The following is a 23,402-nucleotide window of genomic DNA, read 5'->3' as shown; positions in this document are numbered from 1 at the left end:
CCGCCCTTCCGTGGGTGTCTTGCCCCACTTTAGGGCTTTACCCCTACGCCGGGTGGGATTCCCCGCCTTGCACGCTCTCCCGGATGACGGTGACCAGTTCGTCGATGATGCCGGTGAGCGCGAAGTCCTTCGGCGTGAACACCCGGGCCACGCCGGCGGCCCGCAGCGCCTCGGCGTCGGCGGGCGGGATGATGCCGCCCACCACCACCGGCAGGTCGCCCCGGCCGGCCGCGCGCAGCCCGTCCAGCACCGCCGGCACGGCGGCCAGGTGCGAGCCGGAGAGCACGGAGAGCCCGACCAGGTCGACGTCCTCCTCCACCGCGGCGGCCACGATCTGCCCGGCGGTCAACCGGATGCCCTGGTAGACCACCTCGAAGCCGGCGTCGCGGGCGCGTACCGCGATCTGCTCGGCGCCGTTGGAGTGCCCGTCCAGCCCCGGCTTGCCGACCAGCAGCCGCAGCCGGCCGGTGCCCAGCTCGCGCGCGGTCGCGGCGACCCGTTCCCGGACCGCCGCGAGGTTCGCGTCGCCGCCCGCGCCGGCCGCGCCGGCCAGCCCGGTCGGCGCCCGGTACTCGCCGAACACCTGGCGCAGCGCCCCGGCCCACTCCCCCGTGGTCACCCCGGCGGCCACGCAGGCCAGCGTCGCCGGCATCAGGTTCGCGGTGTTCGCGGCGTCCGCGCGCAGGCGCGCCAGCGCGGCGTCGACGGCCGCCGCGTCCCGGCCGGCCCGCCATTCGCGTACGCCGGCCGTGGCAGCCGCCTCGACCGCCGGGTCCACCTGCTCGATCGCCTCGGCGCCGGCCGCGGTCAGCGGGGACGGCTCGGTCTCGGTGAAGCGGTTGACACCGATCACCACGTCGGTGCCGGCCTCCATCCGCCGACGCCGGTCGGCCAGCGAGGCGACAAGCGCGCTCTTGAGGTAGCCGGACTCCACGGCGGTCACCACGCCACCCATCTCCAGCACCTTCTCCAGCTCGACCCGGGCCCCGGTGACGATGTCGTCGACGAGCGCGGTCATCACGTGCGAGCCCTCGAACAGGTCGGGGTATTCGAGCAGGTCCGACTCGTACGCCAGCACCTGCTGCATGCGCAGCGACCACTGCTGGTCCCACGGGCGGGGCAGGCCGAGCGCCTCGTTCCAGGCGGGGAGCTGCACGGCGCGGGCCCGGGCGTCCCGGGACAGCGTGACGCCGAGCATCTCCAGCACGATGCGTTGGATGTTGTTCTCCGGCTGCGCCTCGGTCAGGCCCAGCGAGTTGACCTGCACGCCGTAGCGGAAACGGCGCTGCTTCGCCTCGGTCACGCCGTAGCGGTCGCGGGTGATCTCGTCCCAGAGCGCGCCGAACGCGCGCATCTTGGCGATCTCCTCGACGAAGCGCACCCCGGCGTTGACGAAGAAGGAGATCCGCTGCACCACGTCGCCCATCCGCCCGGCCGGCACCTGGCCGGAGTCGCGCACGGTGTCCAGCACGGCGACCGCGGTGGCGAGCGCGAAGCCGACCTCCTGCACCGGCGTCGCGCCGGCCTCCTGGAGGTGGTACGAGCAGATGTTGACCGGGTTCCACCGCGGCATCTCCCGCAGCGTCCAGGCGATGACGTCGGCGGTCAGCCGCAGCGAGGCGGCCGGCGGGAAGATGTACGTCCCCCGGGACAGGTACTCCTTGATGATGTCGTTCTGCGTGGTGCCGGCGCAGCGGCGCAGCTCGGCACCCTGTTCGACGGCGGCCGTGCCGTAGAGCGCGAGCATCCACATCGCCGGCGCGTTGATGGTCATCGAGGTGTTCATCTCGGCCAGCGGGATGCCCTCGACCAGCGCGCGCATGTCGCCGAGGTGCGCCACCGGCACGCCGACCCGGCCCACCTCGCCGGCGGCCAGCTCGTGGTCGGGGTCGTAGCCGGTCTGGGTGGGCAGGTCGAACGCGACCGACAACCCGGTCTGCCCCTTCGCCAGGTTGCGGCGGTAGAGGGCGTTGGAGGCCGCGGCGGAGGAGTGCCCGGCGTACGTGCGCATCACCCACGGGCGGTCCCGCTCCGGCAGGCGTCCCGACATCGCGTCGTCCATGGCCGGAGTTTAAGTTACCGTTCAGTAAAAGAGGCTGTGCAAAACCACACAGTTGGATGTCCGCGGCGGTGGGCCGGCCGGGCCCTCGGGTGTGGCCGGCCCACCGGTCGGGTCATTCGCTGCGGGCGGTCTGCGGGCCGGTGACGCGTTCCAGCAGTGGCAGCGTGGCGGCGATGACGGCCAGGCAGCCGAGCAGCCCGACGGCCACCACGGCGGCGAACCCGAGCCCGGGCAGGCGCAGGTCGTAGTGCATCTGCGCGCGTAGGAACAGGTGCGCGGCGATCAGGCCCATGCCGACCGCGACCGCGGCGACGGTCAGCATCGGCACCACGCTCTCCAGCGCCACCACCCGGCGCAGCAGCCGCACCGGCGCGCCGCTGAGCCGCAGCAGGCTGAACGGCCGCTTCCGCTCGCTGAGGCCGGCCGCCACACCGACCGCCAGGCTGCATCCGGCGAGCACGAGGCCGGCCACCACGACCACGTCGGCCAACCGCTGCCAGCCCCGCATCGTGTTGGCGAAGTCGGACTCGAAGTCACCGGGCACGTTCGGGGCCACCCTGAAGGCGGGGATCGCGCGTTCGATGACCGTCCGGGCCCGCTCGACCGCGATCGGGCCGTCCGCGTCGACCGCCACGGAGTCCGCCGGCAGCCCGGGGAGGGCGGCCGGGTCGACAGTGGACGCCGGCCAGATCCGGTCCGCCGAGGCGGACGCCCGCCAGGGGATCAGGCCCGATGCCACCTCGGCGACGGTCACCCCGTCGGCGCACCGCCCGTAGGCGGGTGGGATGTCCGTGCAGGCGATGACGCCGGACTCGTGGCCGAGGGCGCGCACCGGGTTCTGCCGAACGACCACCGGGTCGCGCACGCCGGGGACCGCGGCCAGTTCGTTCAGCAGCATGGCGGGCACCGTTGCGTCGTCCCCCGGATAGAAGGAGAGCCGACCGGCCTCCAGCGAACCGCGAGGGGCCGGGCCGCGCTCGGCCGCGATCGTCCCCATCACGCCGACCGCGACGGTCGTGACGAAGAGCGCGAGCATCACGCCGCTGACCGCCCGGAAGCCGGCGGCGGGGTTGTCCGCGAGCCGGCGGGCGGCGATCAGCGCCGCCGGTCGGCTGGCCCGGGCCGCCATCGCCCGCGCCCCCACCATGGTCAACCAGGGGCCACCGGCGATCAGCCCGATCATGATCAGGAGCAGCGCGGGCAGGAAGAGCGCGGTCTGGCCGTCCGCGGTGCCGGGCCGGTAGAGCAACGCGAGGCCCAGCCCGGCGAGCCCGAGCACGAGCGGGAGCAGCCGGTACGCCCGCGGCGGCCGGGGCGTCACCCGCCGGGTCACGCCGAGCGGGGAGATCCGCACCCGGCGCAGGGCGACCCGGGCCGCGACCGCCGCGCCCGCCGGCACCCCGAGCGCCACCAGCAGGACGTCCGGCACGCCGAGGGCGAGGTCGTCGGGGAAGTACGGCATGCCGGTGAACGGGATCCCGGCGAGCTGCGGGCGGAACGCGAGGAACAGCACGAAGCCGACCGCGGCGCCGACGGCCGCGGCGAGCGTGGCTTCCACGGCCGCGACCACCGAGATCTGTCGTGGGGTGGCCCCGACCAGGCGCATCGCCGCGAAGCGTTGCTCCCGGCGGGCGGCGCCGAGCCGGGTCGCGGTGCCGATGAAGATGAGCACGGGGAAGAGCAGCCCGCCCGCCACCACGCCGAGGATGAGGTCGATCGCGGTCTCCGGCAGCGGCGCCTCGTTGCCGTCCAGCCGGGTGACCTCCCGGACCCCGGCCAACGCGCCCACCTGGTCCGGGGTGCCGCCGACGAGGACGAGCAGGGCGTCCGGCGAGGTGAGCGCCGCCGGACCGACGACGCCGAGGTCACGGCCCGGGTAGCGGTCGGCGAGCTGGTCGGCCGGGGTGGTGGCCAGCAGCTTCCGCAACGCCGGGGAGGCGTACCACTCGCCGGGGCCGGGGACGCGCGGCACACCCACCGGAGTGGGCGAGGTCGGTCCGGTGGCGGCGACGTCGACGCGGAGGATCTGCGTGCCGTGGAAGTAGTCGTACCGGGTGGACCAGAGCAGCGGATCGGCGGCGCCCCCCGCCGTCTCCTGCGGGTACATCGAGGCGTAGCGGGTGAGCTGGGCGTTGGTGGCGTGCACGCCGGCCACGGTGGTGAGCAGCAGCCCGGTGCCGATCGCGACGGCGGCGGCGACGATCACCAACCGGACGAGCGCCTCCCGACCGCCCGCGACGGCGAGGCGGAGCGCGAGGGAGATCACGAGCCGACCCCTGCCGGGGCGTTGATCCGCCCGTCCCGCACCACGACCTCGCGGTCGGCGTACGCGGCGACGCGCGGCTCGTGGGTGACCAGGACGACAGTGGTGCCCTGCTCCCGCGCGGTGTCGACAAGCAGGGCCATCACCTCCTCGCCGGTGAGCGAGTCGAGCGCGCCGGTGGGCTCGTCGGCGAAGAGCACCTGGGGGCGGGCGACCAGGCCCCGGGCCAGCGCGACCCGCTGCGCCTGCCCGCCGGACAGCTCCCCGGAGCGCCGGTGCTCCAGGCCGGCCAGCCCGAGCCGCTCGAACCAGTCGCGCGCGGCCCGCAGCGCCGGCGCGCGGCGCACCCCGCCGAGCAGCAGCGGCAACGCGACGTTCTCCGCGGCGGTGAGTTCGGGGACGAGCTGACCGAACTGGAAGACGAACCCGAAGCGGTCCCGGCGCAGCGCGCTGCGCTCCGCCTCGCCGAGCGTGTCGATCCGGTTGCCGTCGAAGCGGACCTCGCCGGAGTCGGGCGGCAGGATGCCGGCCAGGCAGTGCAGCAGCGTCGACTTGCCGGAGCCGCTGGGTCCCATCACGGCGACGACCTCACCGGCGTCGACGGCGAGGCTCGCGCCACGCAGCGCGGGGGTCTCGCCGAACGAGAGCGTGACGTCCCGGGCCTCGATCGTCACGGTCACCGCCGCACCGTCTTCCGCAGCGCGTCCAGCCGCGCGCCGGTCATCTCGATCCATCGCAGGTCGGCCTCCAGGTGGTAGAGGCCGTGGTCGGCGAGCATCACGTCGACCAGCCCGCCGCTGCGCTTGACCTCGGTCAGCTCACGCATCCGGTGCAGGTGGGCGGCGCGCTGGGCGTCCAGGTACGCCTCGGCCGGACGGTCCAGCATCAGCGCCAGCACCACCTTGGCGAACAGCACGGTCTGGAGGTGCGGTTCCGGTTCCACCGGCTCGGTCAGCCAGTGCTCCACCTCGGTGGCGCCCCGGTCGGTGATGACGTAGCGCTTGCGGTCCGGCCCGGCACCGGGGGCGACGTCGCTGACCACCACCTTGCCGTCCCGGGCCAGCCGGCTCAGCGTCGAGTAGACCTGCCCGTACGGCAGCGGTTTGCCGCGCCCGAAGAAGGTGTCGTAGTCGCGTTTCAGGTCGTAGCCGTGGCTCGGCTCGCGTTCCAGCAGGCCGAGCAGGGTCAGGGGAACGGTCATGCGGTGAGACTACACCGGGTGTATACCCCGCGTATATAGCTAACCCCGGCACCGGGGCCGGCGCCGCAGGACGCACACTTGAGTCATGGACCAGCAGCTCGCGATCTCCGTACGGGGACTGCGCAAGACGTACGGCGACAACGTCGCGGTGGCCGGGGTTGACCTGGACGTCCACCGGGGCGAGGTGTTCGCCCTGCTCGGCCCGAACGGCGCGGGCAAGACCACCACCGTCGAGATCCTGGAGGGCTACCGGCACCGCGACGCCGGCGAGGTGCGGGTGCTCGGCACCGACCCGGCCCACGCCGACGCCGGCTGGCGGTCCCGGGTCGGCATCGTGCTCCAGGGCACCGGCGAGTTCGACGAGCTGACCGTCGGCGAGGTGGTCCGGCACTTCTCCGCCTTCTACCCGGACGCCGACGACCCGGCCAAGGTGGTCGAGCGCGTCGGGCTGGGCGCCAAGGCGAAGGCACGCACGCACACGCTCTCCGGCGGCCAGAAACGCCGCCTCGACGTGGCGCTGGGCATCATCGGCCGCCCCGAGCTGCTCTTCCTCGACGAGCCGACCACCGGCTTCGACCCGGAGGCCCGACGCGAGTTCTGGGAGCTGATCCGGGACCTGGCCGCCGCCGGCACCACCATCGTGCTCACCACCCACTACCTGGACGAGGCCGAGGCACTCGCCGACCGGGTCGGAGTGATCGCGGCCGGTCGGGTGGTGGAGGTCGCGCCGCCGAACCGGCTGGGCGACCGGCAGGAGGCGCTGGCGACCGTCTCCTGGCGTAACCCGGACGGGACGCCCGGGTCGGCGCAGACCGCGACGCCGACGGCGCTGGTGGCGGAGCTGGCCGCGCGCTTCGGCAACGAGGTGCCCGGCCTGACCGTGACCCGGCCGACCCTGGAAGACGTCTACCTGCGGATGATCGGACACTGATGACCACCACGACGAAGCCGGCGGCCCCGGTCGCCGCCGCACCGGCCCGGCGGACCGGCGCGGGCGCGCTGGCGCTGCGCCAGGGCCGGCTGGAGATCACCCAGTTCCTGCGCAGCCGGGAGTCCGTCGTGTTCACGATGGGCTTCCCGATCATCATGATCCTGATCTTCGCGGCGATCTTCAGCGACGAGATCGCCCCGGGCGTCAGCTACACCCAGTACTTCATCACCGGCATGATCGCGACCGGCCTGATGACGGTGAGCTTCCAGAACCTCGGCATCTGGATCCCGATCGAGCGGGACCGGGGCGTGCTCAAGCGTTACCGGGGCACGCCGATGCCGAAGTGGGTCTGGTTCGCCGGCAAGGTGATCATGGTGGTGGTCATCGGCATCGCCGAGACCGCGCTGCTGCTCGCCGTCTCGGTGGCGCTGTTCGACCTGGACCTGCCGCAGACCGCCGCCAAGTGGCTCACGTTCGGCTGGGTCGCCGTCCTCGGCGTCACCGCCTGCACGCTCTGCGGCATCGCCATCTCGTCGCTGGCCCGCACCGCCCGCAGCGGCTCCGCCGTGGTCACCCCGGTCGCGCTGGTGCTCCAGTTCATCTCCGGCGTGTTCTTCGTCTTCACCAGCCTGCCCACCTGGATGCAGCAGGTCGCCGCGATCTTCCCGCTGAAGTGGATGTGCCAGGGGCTGCGCTCGGTCTTCCTGCCGGACAGCTTCGGCGGCCAGGAGCCGGGCGGCTCGTTCGAGCTGGGCAAGGTGGCGCTGGTGCTCGGCCTGTGGTGCGTGATCGGCCTGGTGCTCTGCCTGACCACGTTCCGCTGGACCACCCGCCGCGACGGCTGAGGTGTAAGGAGGGGCCCCTCCTCACACCCGGGGGTGGCACACTCGCCGGCATGGCACGCACGTTGAGCCGGCGGACCCTGCTGACCGCCGGTGCCGGGATCGCCGGCGCCGGCCTGGTCGGCGGCCTGGCCGCCCGGCAACTGTCCGGACCCCGGCCCGGGTCGGGGCCCGCCCTGCCGGACGCGCCGGCCGGCGACGAGCGGCTGATCCGCATCGCCTCCGCCGCGCGAGGCCGGGAGGTGGACTTCTGGACCGCCGTGCCGGACGGCTACGGCGACGGCCGCGGCCTGCCCGTCTGCCTGGTCCTGCACGGTGCCTCGGCCACCCCGCGCGACTTCGGCCGGTTCGGGCTGGCCCGCTTCCTCACCGACGCGGTACGCCGTGGCGCCCCGCCGTTCGCGCTCGCCGGGGCCGCCGGTGGTCGGCTCTCCTGGCGCCCGTCGGGCGACGACGACCCGCAGCGGATGGTGCGCGAGGAACTGCCCACCTGGTGCGCCCGGCGCGGCTTCGACAGCAGCAGGCTGGCCGTCTGGGGCTGGTCGATGGGGGGCTTCGGGGCGCTGCTGCTCGCCGAGACGTACCCGGACTGGCTGCGGATGGTCGCGGCCTTCTCACCGGCGGTCGGTCGTGGCGACGCGGTCTTCACCGGCGTGGACAAGCTGCGCGGCACGCCGGTCGGGCTCTGGTGCGGCCGGCAGGACAACTTCCTCTCCGACGTCCGCGCGCTGGCCCGGATGCTGCCCGAACGCCCGGTGCGGGCGGCCTGGGCCGACGGGCGGCACAACTTCGGCTACTGGGGCACCGTCATCCCGGACGCGTTCGCGCTGCTCGGCGCCGCGCTCACCCCGCCCCGGACGTGACCCGCCCCGGCCGGTGACGGCCGGGGCGGGCCGCTCGCGATCAGTACGGGTAGAAGCCCTGGCCGCTCTTGCGGCCCAGGTCACCGGCGGTGGCCATGCGCTGGAGCAGCTCCGGCGGGAAGAACTTCTCGTCGGCCGTGTCGGTGTAGATGTTGCGGGTGGCGTTGAGCAACACGTCCACGCCGGTCAGGTCGACCGTGGCCAGCGGACCCATGGCGTGCCCGAAGCCCAGCTTGCAGGCGGTGTCCAGGTCCTCGGCGGAGATCACGCCGGACTCCACCAGCTTGACCGCCTCCATCGCCAGCGCGCAGATCAGCCGGGTGGTGACGAAACCGGCGATGTCCCGGTTGACCACCACGACGGTCTTGCCGATCTCCTCGGCGAACGACCGGGCGGTGTCCATGGTCGCGTCGCTGGTCTTGTAGCCCCGGACCAGTTCGCAGAGCTTCATCATCGGCACCGGCGAGAAGAAGTGGGTGCCGACCACCGACTCCGGGCGCTCGGTGGCGGTGGCGATCTGGGTGACCGGGATGGCCGAGGTGTTGGTGGCCAGCACCGCGTCCGCCTTGCAGATCTTGTCCAGCGCGCGGAACACCTCGTGCTTGATCTCGATCTTCTCGAAGACCGCCTCGACCACGATGTCCGCGTCGGCCGCCGCCTCCAGCTCGGTGGTCGGGGTGATCCGGCCCAGCGTGGCCTCGACGTCGGACGCCTCGATCTTCCCCTTCTCGGCGAACTTCGCCAGCGACTTCCGGATGCCGTCGACGCCCCGCCTGGTGGCCGCGTCGTCGACGTCGCGCAGCGTCACCTGCCAGCCCGCCTGCGCCGCCACCTGGGCGATGCCCGAGCCCATCAGCCCGGCACCGACGACCGCGAGTCGACCCGCCATCTGCTTCTCCCTCGCCCGTGTTCTCGTCTGTCCCGGAGAACACTACTTAACGAGGGATAAGGATCGTCAGATGGCCAGGTCCGGTTCCTCCGGCGTGGTGCCCCGCTCCACCTCGACGCCGAGCGCCCGCAGGTCCGCCACGAAGTCCGGGTAGCCCCGGTCGACGTGGTGCACGTGCGAGACCTCGGTGAGTCCGTCCGCGCAGAGCCCGGCGATGATCAGGCCGGCACCGGCCCGGATGTCGGTGGCCCGGACCGGGGCGCCGGAGAGCCGCTCCCGTCCGCAGACCAGCGCGTGGTGGCCGTCGGTCCGGATCTCCGCGCCGAGCCGCATCATCTCGTTGGCGAACATGAACCGGCCGTCGAAGATGTTCTCCGTGATCAGGGAGCCGCCCCTGCTCACCGCGGCCAGCCCGATCGCCATCGGCAGCAGGTCGGTGGCGAAACCCGGATAGGGCAGCGTGACCACGTCCACCGCCGCCGGCCGGTCGTCCATCCGTACCCGGAAGGCGTCGCCGCGGGTCTCCACCAGGCCGCCGGCCGAGACCAGCTTGTCCAGCGCGACCTCCAGGTAGGCCGGGTCGAGGCCGGTCACGGTGACGTCGCCCCGGGTCATCGCGGCGGCGAACGCCCAGGTGCCGGCCACGATCCGGTCCCCCACCGTGGCGTGCCGCACCGGGCGCAGGTCGGGCACGCCGACGATCTGCACCGTCGAGGAGCCGGCGCCGGAGATCCGGGCACCCATCCGGTCGAGCATGGTGCAGATGTCGACGATCTCCGGCTCCCGGGCCGCGTTGTCGATCGTCGTGGTGCCCCGGGCCAGCACCGCCGCCATCACCAGGTTCTCGGTGGCGCCCACGCTCGGGAAGTCCAGCACGATGTCCGCGCCGTGCAGCCCGTCCGGCGCCTCGGCGATGACGAAGCCGTGCTCGCCGGAGATCTCCGCGCCCATCCGGGCCAGCCCGGCGATGTGCATGTCCAGCCCGCGTGAGCCGATCGCGTCGCCGCCGGGGTGCGCCACCCGCACGTGCCCGCGCCGGGCCAGCAGCGGGCCGAGCACACAGATCGACGCGCGCAGCCGGCGGACCAGGTCGTAGTCGGCCTCCGCGCCCGGCCGCTCCGGCACGTCGATGACGACCGAGCGGGACCGCTCCCGGCCGCCGCCGGCGACCATCGGGTCGACCGGGTCGTCGGGGCCGAAGCGTACGCCGCAGCCGAGCCGGCGCAGCACCTCGCCCATGATCGCGATGTCGGTGATCCGGGGCACGTTGGTGATCACGCTGCGGCCGGGCGCGAGCAGCGCGGCGGCCATCAACTTCAACGCGGAGTTCTTCGCGCCCACCACGTGCACGGTGCCGGCCAGCCGGGCGTCCCCGCGTACCCGGATGACGTCGACGTCGCTGACCGCCGGGTCGCCGGCGTCACCCGGCCCCACCGTGGTCGGCCGGTCCGGCCGCACCGGGATGGTCAGGTCCGGTATCCGTAGGCTGTGCGTCATGGCCGTCCACCTCACGCGCATCTACACCAAGGCCGGCGACGCCGGCATGACCAGGCTGAGCAACAACGAGCAGGTGCCGAAGACCGATCCGCGGATCGCCGCGTACGCGGACGTCGACGAGTGCAACGCCTCGATCGGCGTCGCGCTCGCCCTCGGGCAGCTCCCGGACGAGCTGCGGGGGGTGCTGGAGTCCGTGCAGAACGACATGTTCGACGTCGGCGCGGACCTGGCGACGCCGGTCGAGCCGGATCCGGAGTACCCGCCGCTGCGGGTCACCGAGGAGTACGTCGAACGCCTCGAGGGCTGGTGCGACGAGTTCAACGCGCGCCTGGGCAAGCTCGACTCCTTCATCCTCCCCGGCGGCACCGCGGGCGCGGCGCTGCTGCACGTGGCACGGACGACCGCCCGGCGCGCCGAGCGTGCGGCATGGGCGTTGGTCGCGCACGACCCCGATCGGACCAGTCCTCTCCCGGCAAAGTATCTCAACCGGCTCTCCGATCTCCTCTTTATCCTGTCAAGAACGGCCAATCCGGGCGGCGACGTGCTATGGGTGCCGGGCGGGAAGCGCTGACCGTCGGCGGGCCGCACCACCCGAAGGGCTGCATACCCGACCTGGCGGCAGCCAGTCGTACCCGGGGCTGACCGGGTTCCGGCGGAGCTGCCGCCCGGTCAGCAGCGGTCGACCGCGCCCCGCCGGACGGGCGCGGTCCGACCCTCCCCCGGGCGGCGGGAACCCGGCCGGCGACGGGTGCCGCCCGCCCGCACGGGCACCGGCCCGGAGCAGGCGCGGCGCGGTGCGCGCCGTCGGCGTACCCGCAGGCGGCGGAACGCCACCGCGAGCGCGACCGCCACCGCCACCGCGACCCCGGCGGCGGCCGGGAGGCCGGCCGGCAGACCGCCGGCCGCCCAGCCCACCAGCACCGTGCCGGGCACCCAGACGACGACCGCCAGGCCGTCGAAGACCACGAACCGGCGGTACGGCAGTCCGGCCGCCCCGGCCACCCGGGGCACCAGCGTGCGGACGAACGCGGTCCAGCGCCCCAGCAGCACCGCGGTCCCGCCCCGGGCGGCGACCAGTTCCTCGGCCCGCCGCCAGCGGTGTTCCCCCACCCACCGGCCGACCGGTCCACGGCGCAGGCGAGGGCCGAGCAGCCGCCCCTCCAGATAACCGAGCTGGTCCCCGACGAACGCGGCGGTGGTGGTCACCGCCAGCGCGACTCCCAGGTCGACGCGCCCGGCACGGGCCAGCAGCCCGACCGTCAGCATGGTGGTCGCGGCCGGCAGCACCAGCCCGACCAGCAGCCCCACCTCGCCGGCGAGCACCGCCGCCGCGACCAGCAGCAGGAGGCCCGGCGGCAGGGTGTCGAGCCGGTCCACCAGGGAATCCAGGAAGGTCATGCCTACCAGCGTCGCCCCGGCGCCGGCCGGCGACGTCCTGCCCACGGCCGGGGCGGGTCCTCCGGGTGGCCGGTCGTGGCCCTAGGGTCCCCCCGGATCCGGCCTCGGGTTGAACCCGTCGTCGACCAGACCGAGCCGGTGGGCCACCACCGCGGCCTGCACCCGGTTCCGCAGCTCCAACTTCTCCATCGCGGCCGAGACGTGCGTCTTCACGGTGGTCACGCCGAGGTGCAGCCGGGCCGCGATCTCCGCGTTCGACAGCCCCGCCCCGACCAGCGCCAGCACCTCCCGCTCCCGGGGGCTGAGCAGGCCGAGCCCCGCGGCGGCCGGATCGGGGGTGCGGTCGCGGTCGTGCGCGGCGAGCGCGCGGCGCAGCACCCGGGCCAGCACCGGCGGGGCGAGCAGCGGCTCACCCAGGGCGGCCCGCCGGACCGCGTCGACCAACTCCTCGGGGGCGCCGTCCTTCACCAGGTAGCCCTGCGCGCCCGCGCCGAGCGCACCGTAGACGTTCGCGTCGTCCGCGAACGTGGTCAACACCAGCACCCGGGCCGCCGGCTGCTGCCGCAGGATCCGCCGGGTCGCCTCGATGCCGTCCAGCCGGGGCATCCGCAGATCCATCAGGATCACGTCCGGCCGCAGCCGCTCGGCGAGCCGGACCGCCTCGTGGCCGTCGCCGGCCTCGCCCACCACCTCGAAGCCCCCGGCCGTCCGCAGCACCAGGCCCACCCCGGCCCGGACCAGCGTCTGGTCGTCGACCACCAACACTCTGATCATTCGTTCTCCCTGATCGGCAGCCGCGCCCGGACCCGCCAGCCGCCGCCGTCGGTGTGTCCCGCGACGAGCGTCCCACCGAGCAGACCGACCCGCTCCCGCATCCCGCGCAGGCCGTGCCCGGAGGCCGGTAGCCGGGGACCCGGGCGCGCCGGACCGCTGTCCAGCACCTCGATCAGGAGCGCGCCGTCGACCACCTGGACGTCGACCGAGACGATCGCGCCCGGTCCGGCGTGCTTCAGGCTGTTGGTCAGCGCCTCCTGCACCACCCGGGCCGCGGTCGTGCCCCCCACCAGCGGCATGTGCAGCACCTCCGGCATCCGTACCTGCACCGCCAGGCCGGCCTCCCGCACCCGCCGGGCCGCATCCCGGATCACCTGGGCCGGATCGACCTGCGACTCGGCCGGCGCGACCGCGTCCGGGTCGCGGAGCACCCCCAGCAGCTCCCGCAGCTCGTCCAGCACCCGGCCGGCGGTGTCCCGCAGCTCACCGAGCGCCAGCACCGCCTCGTCGGGGCGGCCGGTGTGCTGCACCGCGTACCGGGCAGCGCCGGCCCGCAGCGCGATCGCCGCGACGTGGTGGGCGACGATGTCGTGCAGATCCCGGGCGATGGCGGTCCGCTCGGTCAGCCGGACCATCCGCGCCTCCGTCGCCCGCCGCTCCTCCGCCTCCCGGGCCCGCTCCTCGGCCGCTCTCGCCGCCTGGCGCACCCCGCTCAGGTAGCGGCCGAAGGCCACCGGCGCGGCGGCGATCCCGGCCACCATCACCAGCCGGAGCACCCCGAGGCCGCCACGGAGCAGCTCCGTGTTGCCCGGGTCGATCACGTTGACCAGCGTCACCGTCAGAAAGAGCACGTACGCGGCGGCTGTGCCCGGCCAGTCCGACCGGTACGCCACGTAGCCCAGCGCGACCGCGGCGGCGATCTGGGCGGTGTCCGCGCCGGTCACCCCCACCGCGTCGGCGGCGAGCATCAACGCCGACGTGGCGAGCAGCACCGGCCACGGCCAGCGGCGAACTCCGACGAGGGCCACGCCGGCGAGCACCGCGAAGACAGCCGCCCACGCCTCGTGCGGGATGCCGGGGATAGCGGTCCAGCTACTGATCAGTCCCAGGACGGCCGTGCCGAGCCCGAGCAGCAGCTCGGGCCACCAGGTCCACCGCCCGCCCCTCACCCGGCCACCATACGGAGCCGGCGCGGCGGGTCGGCCCTTCCTTCGGCCGGCGCCCCTCCTCCTACTGGCCGGTGTACCGGCCCGCCGCACGAGACCCGGCCGGTGTCAGGACGCCTAGCGTCGGTCGGCGTGATCAGCGACGCCCCCACCTTCCTCGGCCAGTTCGCCCGGCACCCGTTCGCCACCGGCGCGGTGTTGCCGAGCGGGTCGGTCCTCGCCCGGGACATCACCGCCGCCGTGCCCCGCAGCGGGCACCCGCTGGTGGTGGAACTCGGCCCCGGCACCGGCGCCTTCACCCGGGCGATCCAGCAGCGGCTGGCCGGACGCGGCCAGCACCTGGCGGTCGAACTCAACCCGAGCTTCGCCGCCGCGCTGGCACGTCGCCACTCCGCCGTCGAGGTGGTACGCGCCGACGCCGCGAGCCTCGACCGGGTGTTGACCGACCGGCACCTCCCCGCCGCCGACGTGGTGGTGAGCGGGCTGCCCTGGGCGGCCTTCGGCGCCGGGCGGCAACTGGCCGTCCTCGACGCGGTGCGGGGGGCGCTACGGCCGGGCGGCGTGTTCACCACGTTCGCGTACCGGCACGCGCTCGCGACCCGGTCCGCCCGCCGCTTCCGGCAACTGCTGACCGGGGCGTTCGAGGAGGTGACGATCGGGCGGACGGTCTGGGCGAACCTGCCGCCGGCCCTGGTCTACCACTGTCGTCGACCGGTGAGCCGCTGAAGGCCGGCACCCGTTACCGGGTGCCGGCCTTCATGCCGTCTTAGCTGTTCCAGTGCTTGGCGACCAGGTCGGTGGCCTGCTTCTCCCACTGCGCGTACGCATCCGGGTAGGCCGACACCTGCACGGTCTGGGCGGCCTCGGTCAGCGGCATGTCCTGCCAACCGTCGACCTGCTTCAGGCCCTTCAGGAACGCAAGCGTCGAGTACTCGGGATCGGTGATCTGCTCGGGCGTACCCCAACCACTGGACGGACGCTGCTGGAACAGCCCCAGCGAGTCGTGGTCGTTACGGTCGCCGAGATGGCCCAGGTTCTCCAACTTCGACTCCTGCAAGCTCGTCGCGATCGAGATGACCGCCGCCCGCTCCGGCAACCCGGCCTTCTTCGTCGCCGCGATGATCGCCTTCACGTTGGCGGTCTGCTCGTCGTCCAGACCGATCGTCGACTGCTCACCCTGCACCGCGGCAACCGCGACCGGCTTACCAGCCGTGGCGGCGTGGGCGGTGTCGGCGTGCGCGGCGATCGGACCGGCGAACACACCACCGGTAAACGCCAGACCAGCAATACCCAGAACGCTCTTACGCAGAATCGTGTTCACGAGGAGGCTCCATTCGGGGGTCGACACACCCGCACCGGGGGGCACGGGTGGGCGAGCACCGTCAGGCACTCAAGAAAGTTCTCGGGGGATCCGGCTGCTCACGGGGCAGGGCCTCTACGCGGCGCCGGAAGACTGTCCAACGACCGGGGGCCCACCATCATTCCCGGCGGGGGGTCGGCGGGTGCGCGGGGGCGCTCGCCTTCCTCGGCCGTGCACCGGGATACAACGCCGCGACCCCCCGACCCATTCCACCGCCAGGGTGCCACCCACCACCCCGAAACCGGACACCCCACCCACCCGGCACACCCGGTGCGACACCACCCGGCGTTCCACCCACCGGTCCGGGCCACGCTTCGGTGGAACGTCACCGGTGTCTCCGGAGGTCCGGACACCCGTGACGTCCCACCCCAGCTCGCGGACCACCGGGCCTGCCGCCTCCGCGCGTGACGCCCTCGACACCGCGCAGTGCGGGGCCCACGGACGGCGGGAGGTCAGGCGGCGGGCCAGTCCTGGGAGGCCAGACGCGGCGAGACCGCCCCCGGAGGGGCGGCCTCGAGCCAGGAGAGGAAGCCGGTCACCGTGGATCGCGCCATGGCGATCTCGACCGGAGCGTGATGACTGGTACAGCGCAGGATCACCCAGTCGGCCGGCATGGAGAAGCGCTCCTGCCCCTCGGGCAGCCGACGCCGCTCCACCGCCAGATCCTTGCGGGAGAGCACCCGCTTCGGGCGGAGCGCAAAGCTGAACATGCGGTACCAGCGGAGTTGATCGCCGGCGAAGCGACCGAAGCCCGGTGACCAACCACGGCCGTCGAGCATCGTGGTGACCCGGACGCTCAGCCGGATGATGCCCCCGCTACGGGTGAACAGGGCCCGCCGGATGAAGAGGATCAGAAGCGCGACGACGACGACCGCGACGCCGATTCCGATCCCTTCCACGATCTCCATCGGCGGGTCGGCTCAGCGGGCCGGGGTAGCCGGGGTGGCGCTCTCGGCGAGGACGGTCACGCCCTCACCGGTCACCGACAGGAAGCCGCCGGCGACGTCGTACGCGACCTGCTGGCCGCCGGCCTGCTTGATGCGTACCTGGCTGGGCTCCGCGAGCTGGCCGAGCAGCGGCGCGTGCCCCGGCAGCACACCGAGCTCACCCTCGGTCGTCCGGGCGACGACCATCTCGGCCTCACCGGTCCAGACCTTCTCCTCGACGGCTACGAGCTCGACGTGAAGCTGCTTTGCCACGCTGTCTCCTTGCTGCGGCGGGGGGTTGCCGAAAGTCTAGTCGCGCCCCCGAGCGCCACCCAACGCGGGTGGTGAGAGCCGGACCACGACGCCCCGCACCCGCTCAGGCTACTGGGTTTTCTGCTTGAAGTCGGGGTGCTCCAGCAGGAACGCGTCCAACTGCTCGGCACGCAGGGCCGCGAAGAAGTCGTCGGCCGGGGCGAGGAGCTGTTCGCCCCGGTAGGCGCTGCCGCTCCCGATCGGCCCACCGGGCAGCTTGATCGTTTCGATGGCGTCGGGGCGGATGTCCTTGAGGGCGAGCCCGAAGTCGACGACGCTGTTGCCCCGGCCGTTGAAGACCAGCGACTGCCCGGCCGCCCGCAGCACCCGGTCCAGCTTGACCGGGTTGGCCACCACGTCGGCACTGAACGCCTGGCTCACCATCGCCTTGACGAACTGCTGCTGGTGTCGCTGCCGGCCGTAGTCCGCGTCCGGCACGCCGTTCTTCGGGTAGCGCTGCCGGACGTAGTCCAGCGCCTGCCAGCCCTTGAGGTGGGCGTCGCCCTTCTCGTACCGGGCCTGCGGGCCGAGGTAGCCGCCGCCGCCGGGCCTGAGCTGCCGCGGCGAGCCGTCCGGCTGGAGGTGCTCGGACTTCACGTCCCGCTCGATGTACATGTCGACGCCGCCCATGGCGTCCACGATCTTCTTGAACCCGCTGAAGTTGATGATCGCGCCGGCGTCGAAGCGCTTGATGCCGGTGACGCCCTGAACGGTCTTGGCGAGCAGTTCGAAGCCCTGCGCGGCGCTCGGATTCTCCCCCGGCACGTTGCTGCCGTGCGACATGGCGGCGTTGATCCGGTCGGTGCCGCCGGCGTAGTCGGCCTTCGGGAAGGCCGGGATGTCCACCCGCAGGTCGCGCGGGAGCGAGAAGAGATAGCCCCGGTCCATGCCGGCCGGCACGTGCAGGATCATGATCGAGTCGGACAGCGGGCGGGCCGTCGAGGTGCGGGGGTCGATGCCGACCAGCAGGATGTTGAGCGGACCCTTGATGTCGCTCTTCTTCTCCGTGGCGCCGGCGGCCTGGTCGCCGAAGAGGTCGCCCTTGCCGACCGCGCCCTCGTAGCGCGCCACCAGCGTGTGGTAGCCCACCAGCACCGAGCCGCTGAGCACCATCATGACGATGCCGAGGATGGTGCTGACGCGGGCCCACCGCGGCACGCCACGCCACATGGACCGCTTGCCCCGGTCCGTGCCGCCCTTACCCACGAGCATCTCCTATCGTCGCGCCCACGAAGAGGAGACGGGCGCAGGGGTCCGTTTCGTTGCAGAGATCAACGACGGTGACGCGAATTCGTGTCACGAACGGTACCGCGCGCTTCGGCGGACCGCTTGCCGGCGAACCGGGCGTCTGGTACGGGACCGGCACCGAACAGGCGAAGGCCGCCCCGACGAGATGTCGGGACGGCCCTCGTGGTGTGAGCGGGCTCTCAGCCCTCCTCACCCATCAGCTCCTCGGCCTTGGCCTTGAGGTCCTCCAGGCCGCCGCACATGAAGAACGCCTGCTCCGGGAAGTGGTCGAACTCCCCCTCGCTGATCCGGCGGAAGGCGTCGATGGTCTCCGCGATCGGCACCGTGGAGCCCGGCACGCCGGTGAACTGCTCGGCGGCGTAGGTGTTCTGCGAGAGGAACCGCTCGATCCGGCGGGCGCGGCCGACGGTGAGCTTGTCCTCCTCGGAGAGCTCCTCGATGCCCAGGATGGCGATGATGTCCTGCAGGTCCTTGTAGCGCTGCAGGATTCGCTTCACCTCGGTGGCGACGGCGAAGTGCTCCTCGCCGACGAACTCCGGGGCGAGGATCCGGGACGAGGACGCCAGCGGGTCCACGGCCGGGTAGATGCCCTTGTCGGAGATCGACCGCTCCAGGTTGGTGGTCGCGTCGAGGTGGGCGAACGTGGTGGCCGGCGCCGGGTCGGTGTAGTCGTCGGCGGGCACGTAGATCGCCTGCATCGAGGTGATGGCCTGACCCCGGACGGAGGTGATCCGCTCCTGGAGCTCGCCCATCTCGTCGGCCAGGGTCGGCTGGTAACCCACGGCGCTCGGCATACGGCCGAGCAGCGTGGAGACCTCGGAACCGGCCTGGGTGAAGCGGAAGATGTTGTCGATGAAGAGCAGCACCTCCTGCTTCTTCACGTCGCGGAAGTACTCCGCCATGGTGAGCGCGGAGAGCGCGACCCGCAGCCGGGTGCCCGGCGGCTCGTCCATCTGGCCGTAGACCAGCGCGGTCTTGTCGATGACGCCGGACTCGGTCATCTCGGCGATGAGGTCGTTGCCCTCGCGGGTGCGCTCACCCACGCCGGCGAAGACCGAGGTACCACCGAAGTTCCGGGCCACCCGGGTGATCATCTCCTGGATGAGCACCGTCTTGCCCACGCCGGCGCCGCCGAACAGGCCGATCTTGCCGCCCTTGACGTACGGGGCGAGCAGGTCGATGACCTTGATGCCGGTCTCCAGCATCTCGGTCTTCGGCTCCAGGTCCGCGAAGGCCGGGGCCTTGCGGTGGATGCCCCAGTGGTCGTCGGCCTGGATGGTCTCGCCCTCGGTGAGGTTGAGGCACTCGCCGATCGCGTTGAACACGTGGCCCTTGACCGCGTCGCCCACCGGCACGCTGATCGGCGCGCCGCTGTCCCGGACGTCGGCGCCCCGGACCAGGCCGTCGGTCGGCTGCATGGAGATGGCGCGGATCAGGTTGTCACCCAGGTGCTGGGCGACCTCCAGGGTCAGCGTCTTCTCACCACCGGAGAGCGTCACGTCGACGTGCAGGGCGTTGAACAGACCCGGCATGGCGTCGCGCGGGAACTCGGCGTCGACGACCGGGCCGATGACCCGGACCACGCGACCCGTGGCCGTCTTGGTCTCCACTGCGGATACAGTCATCACACTTCACTTCCCGACGCGGCCAGCGCGTTCGCGCCGCCGACGATCTCACTGATCTCCTGGGTGATCCCGGCCTGACGGGCCGAGTTCATCTCACGCGTGTACTTCTCGATCATGTCTTCGGCGTTGTCGGTGGCGCTCTTCATCGCCCGCCGACGGGCGGCCGACTCGCTCGCCGCCGACTCCAGCAACGCCGCGTAGATCCGCGTGTTGATGTACTTCGGCAGCAGCGCGTCGAGCAGCGACTCCGGCTCCGGCTCGAACTCGTACGCCGGAAGCAGGCCCTCGGACCGCGGCCGGTCCTCGACCTGCATCGGGCCGACGATCCGGGTCACCGGGTTCTGCGTCATCAGGGACTTGAACTCGGTGTAGACGATGTGCAGCTCGTCCACGCCGAGGATCCCGTCCGCCCCGGCGTGGCCGTCCGCGTCGTCCGCGCCGGCGGTGAACGCCTTGATCAGCGTGTCACCGACCTCGCGGGCGTCGTCGAACGACGGCTGCTCGGAGAAGCCCGTCCAACTGCCGGCGATCTCCCGGTTGCGGAACCGGTAGAACGCCACGCCCTTACGGCCGATGACGTAGAGCACCGGCTCCTTGCCGTCGGCGCGCAGCCGGGCGATCAGCGACTCGGCGGTCCGGATCGCGTTCGAGCTGTACCCGCCGGCCAGACCCCGGTCGGCGGTGACCAGCAGGACGCCCGCCCGCCGCACCCGCTCACGCGGGGTGAGCAGCGGGTGGTCGATCCGCGCGTTGGAGGCCAGCGCCGTCAGCACGCCGGTGATCGCCTCGGCGTACGGCAGCGAGGCCGCCACCTTGGCCTGGGCCTTGGCGATGCGGCTCGTCGCGACGAGCTCCATCGCCTTGGTGATCTTCTTCATCCCCTTGGCGGAACGGATCCGCTGTCGGAGAACGCGTACCTGGGCGGCCATCGGATCAGCTCTCGGCGGGGCGGTCGGTGGTGCCGTCGCGGAAGCGGGTCACCGTCTCGCGGGTCTGCTCGCCCTCCAGCGGCTCGGCCGGGGCCTCGTTGACGCGGACCTCGTCCTCCTTGCCGAGGAAGACCTGCTTGAACTCGGTGATGGCCGAGTCCAGCGAGGCGATGATGTCGTCGCCCCACTTGTTGTCCGCGATCGAGGCCAGCACACCCTCGTGCTTGTGCCGGAGGTACTGGAGGAACTCCGACTCGAAGCGGCGGACCTCGCCGACCGGGACGTCGTCCAGCTTGCCCTCGGTGCCGGCCCAGACGGAGACGACCTGCTCGTTGACCGGGTACGGCGAGTAGTTCGGCTGCTTGAGCAGCTCGACCAGGCGGGAACCACGGGCGAGCTGGTTCTGCGAGGCGCGGTCCAGGTCGGAGGCGAAGGCGGCGAACGCCTCCAGCTCACGGAACTGGGCCAGGTTGAGCCGCAGCGAGCCGGCGACCTTCTTCATCGGCTTCACCTGCGCGGCGCCGCCGACCCGGGAGACCGAGGTGCCGACGTTGATGGCCGGCCGGACGCCCTGGTTGAACAGGTCGGTCTCGAGGAAGATCTGCCCGTCGGTGATCGAGATGACGTTGGTCGGGATGAACGCCGAGATGTCGTTCGCCTTGGTCTCGATGATCGGCAGGCCGGTCATCGAGCCGCCACCCAGCTCGTCGGAGAGCTTCGCGCAGCGCTCCAGCAGGCGGGAGTGCAGGTAGAAGACGTCACCCGGGTACGCCTCACGGCCCGGCGGGCGGCGCAGCAGCAGCGACACGGCCCGGTACGCCTCGGCCTGCTTGCTCAGGTCGTCGAAGACGATCAGGACGTGCTTGCCGCCGTACATCCAGTGCTGCCCGATGGACGAGCCGGTGTAGGGCGCGAGGTACTTGAAGCCGGCCGGGTCGGAGGCCGGGGAGGCGACGATGGTGGTGTACTCCATCGCGCCCGCGTCCTCCAGCGTCCCCTTGATGGAGGCGATGGTGGAGGCCTTCTGGCCGATCGCGACGTAGATGCAGCGGACCTGCTTCGTCGGGTCGCCGGAGCGCCAGTTGTCCCGCTGGTTCAGGATCGCGTCCAGCGCGACGGTGGTCTTGCCGGTCTTCCGGTCACCGATGATCAGCTGACGCTGGCCACGGCCGACCGGGGTCATCGCGTCGATGGCCTTGATGCCGGTCTGCAGCGGCTCGAAGACGGACTGGCGGGCCATCACGTTCGGGGCCTGGAGCTCCAGCTCGCGGAAGCCCTCGTTGGCGATGTCGCCGATGCCGTCGATCGGGTCGCCGAGCGCGTTGACCACGCGGCCGAGGAACGCGTCGCCGACCGGAACGGAGAGCACCCGGCCGGTGCGCTTGACGCGCTGACCCTCTTCGATCCCGCCGAAGTCGCCGAGGACGACGACACCGATCTCGCGCACGTCGAGGTTCAGCGCCACGCCGAGCGTGCCGTCCTCGAACTCCAGGAGCTCGTTGGTCATGGTCGAGGGCAGACCCTCGACGTGGGCGATGCCGTCGCCGGCGTCGGCGACGGTGCCGACCTCCTCACGGGAGACGTCGGCCGTGTAGGAGGAGACGTAGCGCTCCAGGGCGCCGCGGATCTCCTCCGTCGAGATGGTCAGCTCGGCCATCCTCTGCTTCCTTAAAGTTCAGGGGCCCGGGATACCAGGTACCGACCGGTCCGATGGCGTCGAATCAGGGCTGCTAAGACGCGGTTCAGCGCTTCGCGAGCGCGTTGCGGGTCTCGTTGAGGCGGCGGAGGACGGTGCCGTCGTACAGGTCGGAGCCGACCCGTACGCGCACCCCGCCGAGCACGTCGGGGTCGACCGTCTGCTTGACGGACACCTCCCGACCGTACATGCCGGTGAGGCGGGCACCGAGGCGTCGCTCCTCCTCCTCGGTCAGCGGGGCCGCCACGGTCACGTACGCGACCTGTCGGTCCCGCCGGTCCGCGGCCAGCTCGACCAGCCGGGTGAGCGCCCCGGCGAAGGAGCGTCCCCCGAAGCCCGCGAGCGCGACCTCGACGAGGCGGACGGTGACCGGCCGGGCCTTGCCGTCGAGCAGTTGGCCGGCGAGGCCGGACCGCCGCTCGGCCGGGGCCATCGGGTCGGAGAGCGCGTTGGACAGCTCGGCGGAGCCGGAGACGACCTGCCCGAAGCGGAACAGCTCGTCCTCGACCTCGCCCAGCTCGCCGGCGGAGTCGGCGCTCGCCAGGAGCGCCTCCACGCCGAGCCGCTCGACGCCGTCGAGCAGTTCCGAGGGCGCCGACCAGCGGCCGGCGACCATCGCGGCGAGCAGGTCGAGCGCGTCCGCGCCGACCTTGCCGCTCAGGATCCCGGTGAGCAGCGCGCCGCGGTCCGCACCCGAGCGGGCCGGGTCGGAGAGCGCCCGGCGCAACCGCGGCTCGCGCCGCAGCAGGTCGGCGACGGAGAGGACGTCGTCGGCGGTGGAGGCCACCGCCGACGGCTCCGCGCCGCGGACGTACGCGTCGAGGCGCTCGACCCCGGCGGCGTACGACTCCCGGCTGGCGGCCTGCATCAGCGGGCCCCCGTGCTCTCGAGACCGTTCAGGAACCGGTCGACGGTGCCCTTGCGGCGCGCCTCGTCGGCCAGCGACTCACCGACGATCTTGCTGGCCAGGTCCACCGCGATGGTGCCCATCTCGGTGCGCAGCTCGCGCACGATGGTGGCCCGCTCGGCCTGGAGCTGCTCCTTGCCGGCGGCGATGACCCGGTCGGACTCCTCGCGCGCCTTGGCGAGGATGTCCTGGCGGATGCCCTCGGCGTCGGCCCGGGCGTCGTCCCGGATCCGGGCGGCGTCGGTGCGTGCCTCGGCGAGCTGGGCACGGTACTGCTCGAGCAGCTGGTTTGCCTCGGCCTGCGCGGCCTCGGCACGCTTGATGCCACCCTCGATCGCGTCGACCCGGGCCTGGAACGTCTGCTCCATGCGCGGGAAGACGAACTTCATCAGCACGAAGCAGAGGACACCGAAGGCGACCAGCCCGACCACGATCTCCTGCCAGACAGGGATGATCGGGTTGTGGGTCGTCTCACCACCCTCAGCGGCGAGGAAGAACATGGGAAGACCTCCC

23 protein-coding genes are annotated in these 23,402 nt (G+C 72.6%); 5 read left to right on the top strand and 18 right to left on the bottom strand.

Features of this window, described 5'->3' with window-relative positions:
• Nucleotides 1-43 precede the first annotated feature (43 nt).
• The 4 genes from VKK44_RS03595 to VKK44_RS03580 form a co-directional block, all read right to left on the bottom strand.
• Nucleotides 44-2,062, bottom strand: coding sequence for a protein meaA (locus VKK44_RS03595; RefSeq protein WP_343445411.1), 2,019 nt, complete (start codon nucleotides 2,060-2,062; stop codon nucleotides 44-46).
• Nucleotides 2,063-2,174: 112 nt separating this feature from the next.
• A complete protein-coding gene (locus VKK44_RS03590; RefSeq protein ID WP_343445410.1) occupies nucleotides 2,175-4,328 on the bottom strand; it encodes an FtsX-like permease family protein in 2,154 nt (717 codons plus the stop codon).
• Nucleotides 4,325-5,005, bottom strand: a complete 681-nt coding sequence (locus VKK44_RS03585; protein ID WP_343445409.1) for an ABC transporter ATP-binding protein — start codon at nucleotides 5,003-5,005, stop codon at nucleotides 4,325-4,327. Before VKK44_RS03585 ends, VKK44_RS03590 begins: the two co-directional genes overlap by 4 nt.
• Nucleotides 5,002-5,526, bottom strand: a complete 525-nt coding sequence (locus tag VKK44_RS03580; RefSeq protein WP_343445408.1) for a PadR family transcriptional regulator — start codon at nucleotides 5,524-5,526, stop codon at nucleotides 5,002-5,004. Before VKK44_RS03580 ends, VKK44_RS03585 begins: the two co-directional genes overlap by 4 nt.
• A gap of 85 nt (nucleotides 5,527-5,611) precedes the next feature.
• On the opposite strand from VKK44_RS03580, the gene VKK44_RS03575 reads away from it, so the two are divergent.
• Genes VKK44_RS03575 through VKK44_RS03565 form a run of 3 tightly spaced genes read left to right on the top strand, consistent with a single transcriptional unit; the run spans nucleotide 5,612 to nucleotide 8,162 of the window.
• Nucleotides 5,612-6,457, top strand: coding sequence for an ABC transporter ATP-binding protein (locus VKK44_RS03575; RefSeq protein WP_343445407.1), 846 nt, complete (start codon nucleotides 5,612-5,614; stop codon nucleotides 6,455-6,457).
• Nucleotides 6,457-7,302, top strand: coding sequence for an ABC transporter permease (locus tag VKK44_RS03570; protein ID WP_343445406.1), 846 nt, complete (start codon nucleotides 6,457-6,459; stop codon nucleotides 7,300-7,302). The genes VKK44_RS03575 and VKK44_RS03570 overlap by 1 nt, the downstream gene beginning before the upstream one ends.
• Before the next feature lie 50 nt (nucleotides 7,303-7,352).
• Nucleotides 7,353-8,162 (top strand): alpha/beta hydrolase, encoded by an 810-nt coding sequence (locus VKK44_RS03565; RefSeq protein ID WP_343445405.1) that lies wholly within the window; start codon nucleotides 7,353-7,355, stop codon nucleotides 8,160-8,162.
• Nucleotides 8,163-8,202: 40 nt separating this feature from the next.
• Here the strand turns inward: VKK44_RS03565 and VKK44_RS03560 are convergent, their stop codons facing one another.
• Both VKK44_RS03560 and murA read right to left on the bottom strand, forming a co-directional pair.
• Nucleotides 8,203-9,051: a 3-hydroxyacyl-CoA dehydrogenase family protein gene (locus tag VKK44_RS03560; RefSeq protein ID WP_343445404.1), complete on the bottom strand. Its 849-nt coding sequence runs from the start codon at nucleotides 9,049-9,051 to the stop codon at nucleotides 8,203-8,205.
• A 66-nt stretch (nucleotides 9,052-9,117) separates the two neighbouring features.
• Nucleotides 9,118-10,548 (bottom strand): UDP-N-acetylglucosamine 1-carboxyvinyltransferase, encoded by a 1,431-nt coding sequence (gene murA / locus VKK44_RS03555; RefSeq protein WP_343445403.1) that lies wholly within the window; start codon nucleotides 10,546-10,548, stop codon nucleotides 9,118-9,120.
• Here murA and VKK44_RS03550 point away from each other — a divergent pair.
• The gene (locus VKK44_RS03550) at nucleotides 10,547-11,119 is read left to right on the top strand and encodes a cob(I)yrinic acid a,c-diamide adenosyltransferase (protein ID WP_343445402.1); all 573 of its coding nucleotides are present in this window, start codon (nucleotides 10,547-10,549) and stop codon (nucleotides 11,117-11,119) included. The genes murA and VKK44_RS03550 overlap by 2 nt on opposite strands.
• A gap of 98 nt (nucleotides 11,120-11,217) precedes the next feature.
• Here the strand turns inward: VKK44_RS03550 and VKK44_RS03545 are convergent, their stop codons facing one another.
• The 3 genes from VKK44_RS03545 to VKK44_RS03535 form a co-directional block, all read right to left on the bottom strand.
• On the bottom strand, nucleotides 11,218-11,946 hold the full coding sequence (locus VKK44_RS03545) for a DedA family protein (protein WP_343445401.1): 729 nt from the start codon (nucleotides 11,944-11,946) through the stop codon (nucleotides 11,218-11,220).
• An 81-nt stretch (nucleotides 11,947-12,027) separates the two neighbouring features.
• Entirely contained in the window at nucleotides 12,028-12,720 is a 693-nt protein-coding gene (locus VKK44_RS03540; protein WP_343445400.1) for a response regulator transcription factor, read from the bottom strand.
• Entirely contained in the window at nucleotides 12,717-13,889 is a 1,173-nt protein-coding gene (locus VKK44_RS03535) for a sensor histidine kinase (RefSeq protein WP_343445399.1), read from the bottom strand. The genes VKK44_RS03540 and VKK44_RS03535 overlap by 4 nt, the downstream gene beginning before the upstream one ends.
• A 129-nt stretch (nucleotides 13,890-14,018) precedes the next feature.
• On the opposite strand from VKK44_RS03535, the gene VKK44_RS03530 reads away from it, so the two are divergent.
• On the top strand, nucleotides 14,019-14,612 hold the full coding sequence (locus VKK44_RS03530; protein WP_343445398.1) for a class I SAM-dependent methyltransferase: 594 nt from the start codon (nucleotides 14,019-14,021) through the stop codon (nucleotides 14,610-14,612).
• Nucleotides 14,613-14,652: 40 nt separating this feature from the next.
• On the opposite strand, the gene VKK44_RS03525 is transcribed toward VKK44_RS03530, so the two are convergent.
• The 9 genes from VKK44_RS03525 to VKK44_RS03485 all read right to left on the bottom strand — a co-directional run bounded on the left by VKK44_RS03525 (nucleotide 14,653) and on the right by VKK44_RS03485 (nucleotide 23,389).
• Nucleotides 14,653-15,207, bottom strand: a complete 555-nt coding sequence (locus VKK44_RS03525) for a hypothetical protein (RefSeq protein WP_343445397.1) — start codon at nucleotides 15,205-15,207, stop codon at nucleotides 14,653-14,655.
• 491 nt (nucleotides 15,208-15,698) lie between these two features.
• The gene (locus VKK44_RS03520) at nucleotides 15,699-16,154 is read right to left on the bottom strand and encodes a DUF2550 domain-containing protein (protein ID WP_343445396.1); all 456 of its coding nucleotides are present in this window, start codon (nucleotides 16,152-16,154) and stop codon (nucleotides 15,699-15,701) included.
• 12 nt (nucleotides 16,155-16,166) lie between these two features.
• On the bottom strand, nucleotides 16,167-16,445 hold the full coding sequence (locus tag VKK44_RS03515) for a F0F1 ATP synthase subunit epsilon (protein ID WP_343445395.1): 279 nt from the start codon (nucleotides 16,443-16,445) through the stop codon (nucleotides 16,167-16,169).
• 108 nt (nucleotides 16,446-16,553) lie between these two features.
• A complete protein-coding gene (locus VKK44_RS03510; protein WP_343445394.1) occupies nucleotides 16,554-17,696 on the bottom strand; it encodes an LCP family protein in 1,143 nt (380 codons plus the stop codon).
• A gap of 215 nt (nucleotides 17,697-17,911) precedes the next feature.
• Entirely contained in the window at nucleotides 17,912-19,357 is a 1,446-nt protein-coding gene (gene atpD / locus VKK44_RS03505; protein ID WP_343445393.1) for a F0F1 ATP synthase subunit beta, read from the bottom strand.
• The gene (locus VKK44_RS03500) at nucleotides 19,357-20,286 is read right to left on the bottom strand and encodes a F0F1 ATP synthase subunit gamma (RefSeq protein ID WP_281937601.1); all 930 of its coding nucleotides are present in this window, start codon (nucleotides 20,284-20,286) and stop codon (nucleotides 19,357-19,359) included. Before VKK44_RS03500 ends, atpD begins: the two co-directional genes overlap by 1 nt.
• A gap of 4 nt (nucleotides 20,287-20,290) precedes the next feature.
• Nucleotides 20,291-21,943, bottom strand: a complete 1,653-nt coding sequence (gene atpA, locus VKK44_RS03495; RefSeq protein WP_343445392.1) for a F0F1 ATP synthase subunit alpha — start codon at nucleotides 21,941-21,943, stop codon at nucleotides 20,291-20,293.
• An 85-nt stretch (nucleotides 21,944-22,028) separates the two neighbouring features.
• The gene (locus tag VKK44_RS03490; protein WP_343445391.1) at nucleotides 22,029-22,850 is read right to left on the bottom strand and encodes a F0F1 ATP synthase subunit delta; all 822 of its coding nucleotides are present in this window, start codon (nucleotides 22,848-22,850) and stop codon (nucleotides 22,029-22,031) included.
• On the bottom strand, nucleotides 22,850-23,389 hold the full coding sequence (locus tag VKK44_RS03485; protein WP_091069037.1) for a F0F1 ATP synthase subunit B: 540 nt from the start codon (nucleotides 23,387-23,389) through the stop codon (nucleotides 22,850-22,852). Before VKK44_RS03485 ends, VKK44_RS03490 begins: the two co-directional genes overlap by 1 nt.
• Between the last annotated feature and the right edge of the window lie 13 nt (nucleotides 23,390-23,402).

It is taken from the genome of Micromonospora sp. DSM 45708, assembly GCF_039566955.1.
GTDB lineage: Bacteria > Actinomycetota > Actinomycetes > Mycobacteriales > Micromonosporaceae > Micromonospora.
Note: the sequence above shows the minus strand (reverse complement) of the source record. Positions and strands in the feature narration are given on the sequence as shown.

What these genes read in the sequence shown, in the direction of transcription:
- VKK44_RS03540 (WP_343445400.1), bottom strand. Translation starts at nt 12,720, where the DNA reads ATGATCAGAGTGTTGGTGGTCGACGACCAGACGCTGGTCCGGGCCGGG.
- VKK44_RS03595 (WP_343445411.1), bottom strand. Translation starts at nt 2,062, where the DNA reads ATGGACGACGCGATGTCGGGACGCCTGCCGGAGCGGGACCGCCCGTGG.
- VKK44_RS03560 (WP_343445404.1), bottom strand. Translation starts at nt 9,051, where the DNA reads ATGGCGGGTCGACTCGCGGTCGTCGGTGCCGGGCTGATGGGCTCGGGC.
- VKK44_RS03485 (WP_091069037.1), bottom strand. Translation starts at nt 23,389, where the DNA reads ATGTTCTTCCTCGCCGCTGAGGGTGGTGAGACGACCCACAACCCGATC.
- VKK44_RS03490 (WP_343445391.1), bottom strand. Translation starts at nt 22,850, where the DNA reads ATGCAGGCCGCCAGCCGGGAGTCGTACGCCGCCGGGGTCGAGCGCCTC.
- VKK44_RS03500 (WP_281937601.1), bottom strand. Translation starts at nt 20,286, where the DNA reads ATGGCCGCCCAGGTACGCGTTCTCCGACAGCGGATCCGTTCCGCCAAG.
- murA (WP_343445403.1), bottom strand. Translation starts at nt 10,548, where the DNA reads ATGACGCACAGCCTACGGATACCGGACCTGACCATCCCGGTGCGGCCG.
- VKK44_RS03565 (WP_343445405.1), top strand. Translation starts at nt 7,353, where the DNA reads ATGGCACGCACGTTGAGCCGGCGGACCCTGCTGACCGCCGGTGCCGGG.
- VKK44_RS03580 (WP_343445408.1), bottom strand. Translation starts at nt 5,526, where the DNA reads ATGACCGTTCCCCTGACCCTGCTCGGCCTGCTGGAACGCGAGCCGAGC.
- VKK44_RS03545 (WP_343445401.1), bottom strand. Translation starts at nt 11,946, where the DNA reads ATGACCTTCCTGGATTCCCTGGTGGACCGGCTCGACACCCTGCCGCCG.
- VKK44_RS03510 (WP_343445394.1), bottom strand. Translation starts at nt 17,696, where the DNA reads ATGCTCGTGGGTAAGGGCGGCACGGACCGGGGCAAGCGGTCCATGTGG.
- VKK44_RS03550 (WP_343445402.1), top strand. Translation starts at nt 10,547, where the DNA reads ATGGCCGTCCACCTCACGCGCATCTACACCAAGGCCGGCGACGCCGGC.
- VKK44_RS03520 (WP_343445396.1), bottom strand. Translation starts at nt 16,154, where the DNA reads ATGGAGATCGTGGAAGGGATCGGAATCGGCGTCGCGGTCGTCGTCGTC.
- VKK44_RS03570 (WP_343445406.1), top strand. Translation starts at nt 6,457, where the DNA reads ATGACCACCACGACGAAGCCGGCGGCCCCGGTCGCCGCCGCACCGGCC.
- VKK44_RS03575 (WP_343445407.1), top strand. Translation starts at nt 5,612, where the DNA reads ATGGACCAGCAGCTCGCGATCTCCGTACGGGGACTGCGCAAGACGTAC.
- atpD (WP_343445393.1), bottom strand. Translation starts at nt 19,357, where the DNA reads ATGACTGTATCCGCAGTGGAGACCAAGACGGCCACGGGTCGCGTGGTC.
- atpA (WP_343445392.1), bottom strand. Translation starts at nt 21,943, where the DNA reads ATGGCCGAGCTGACCATCTCGACGGAGGAGATCCGCGGCGCCCTGGAG.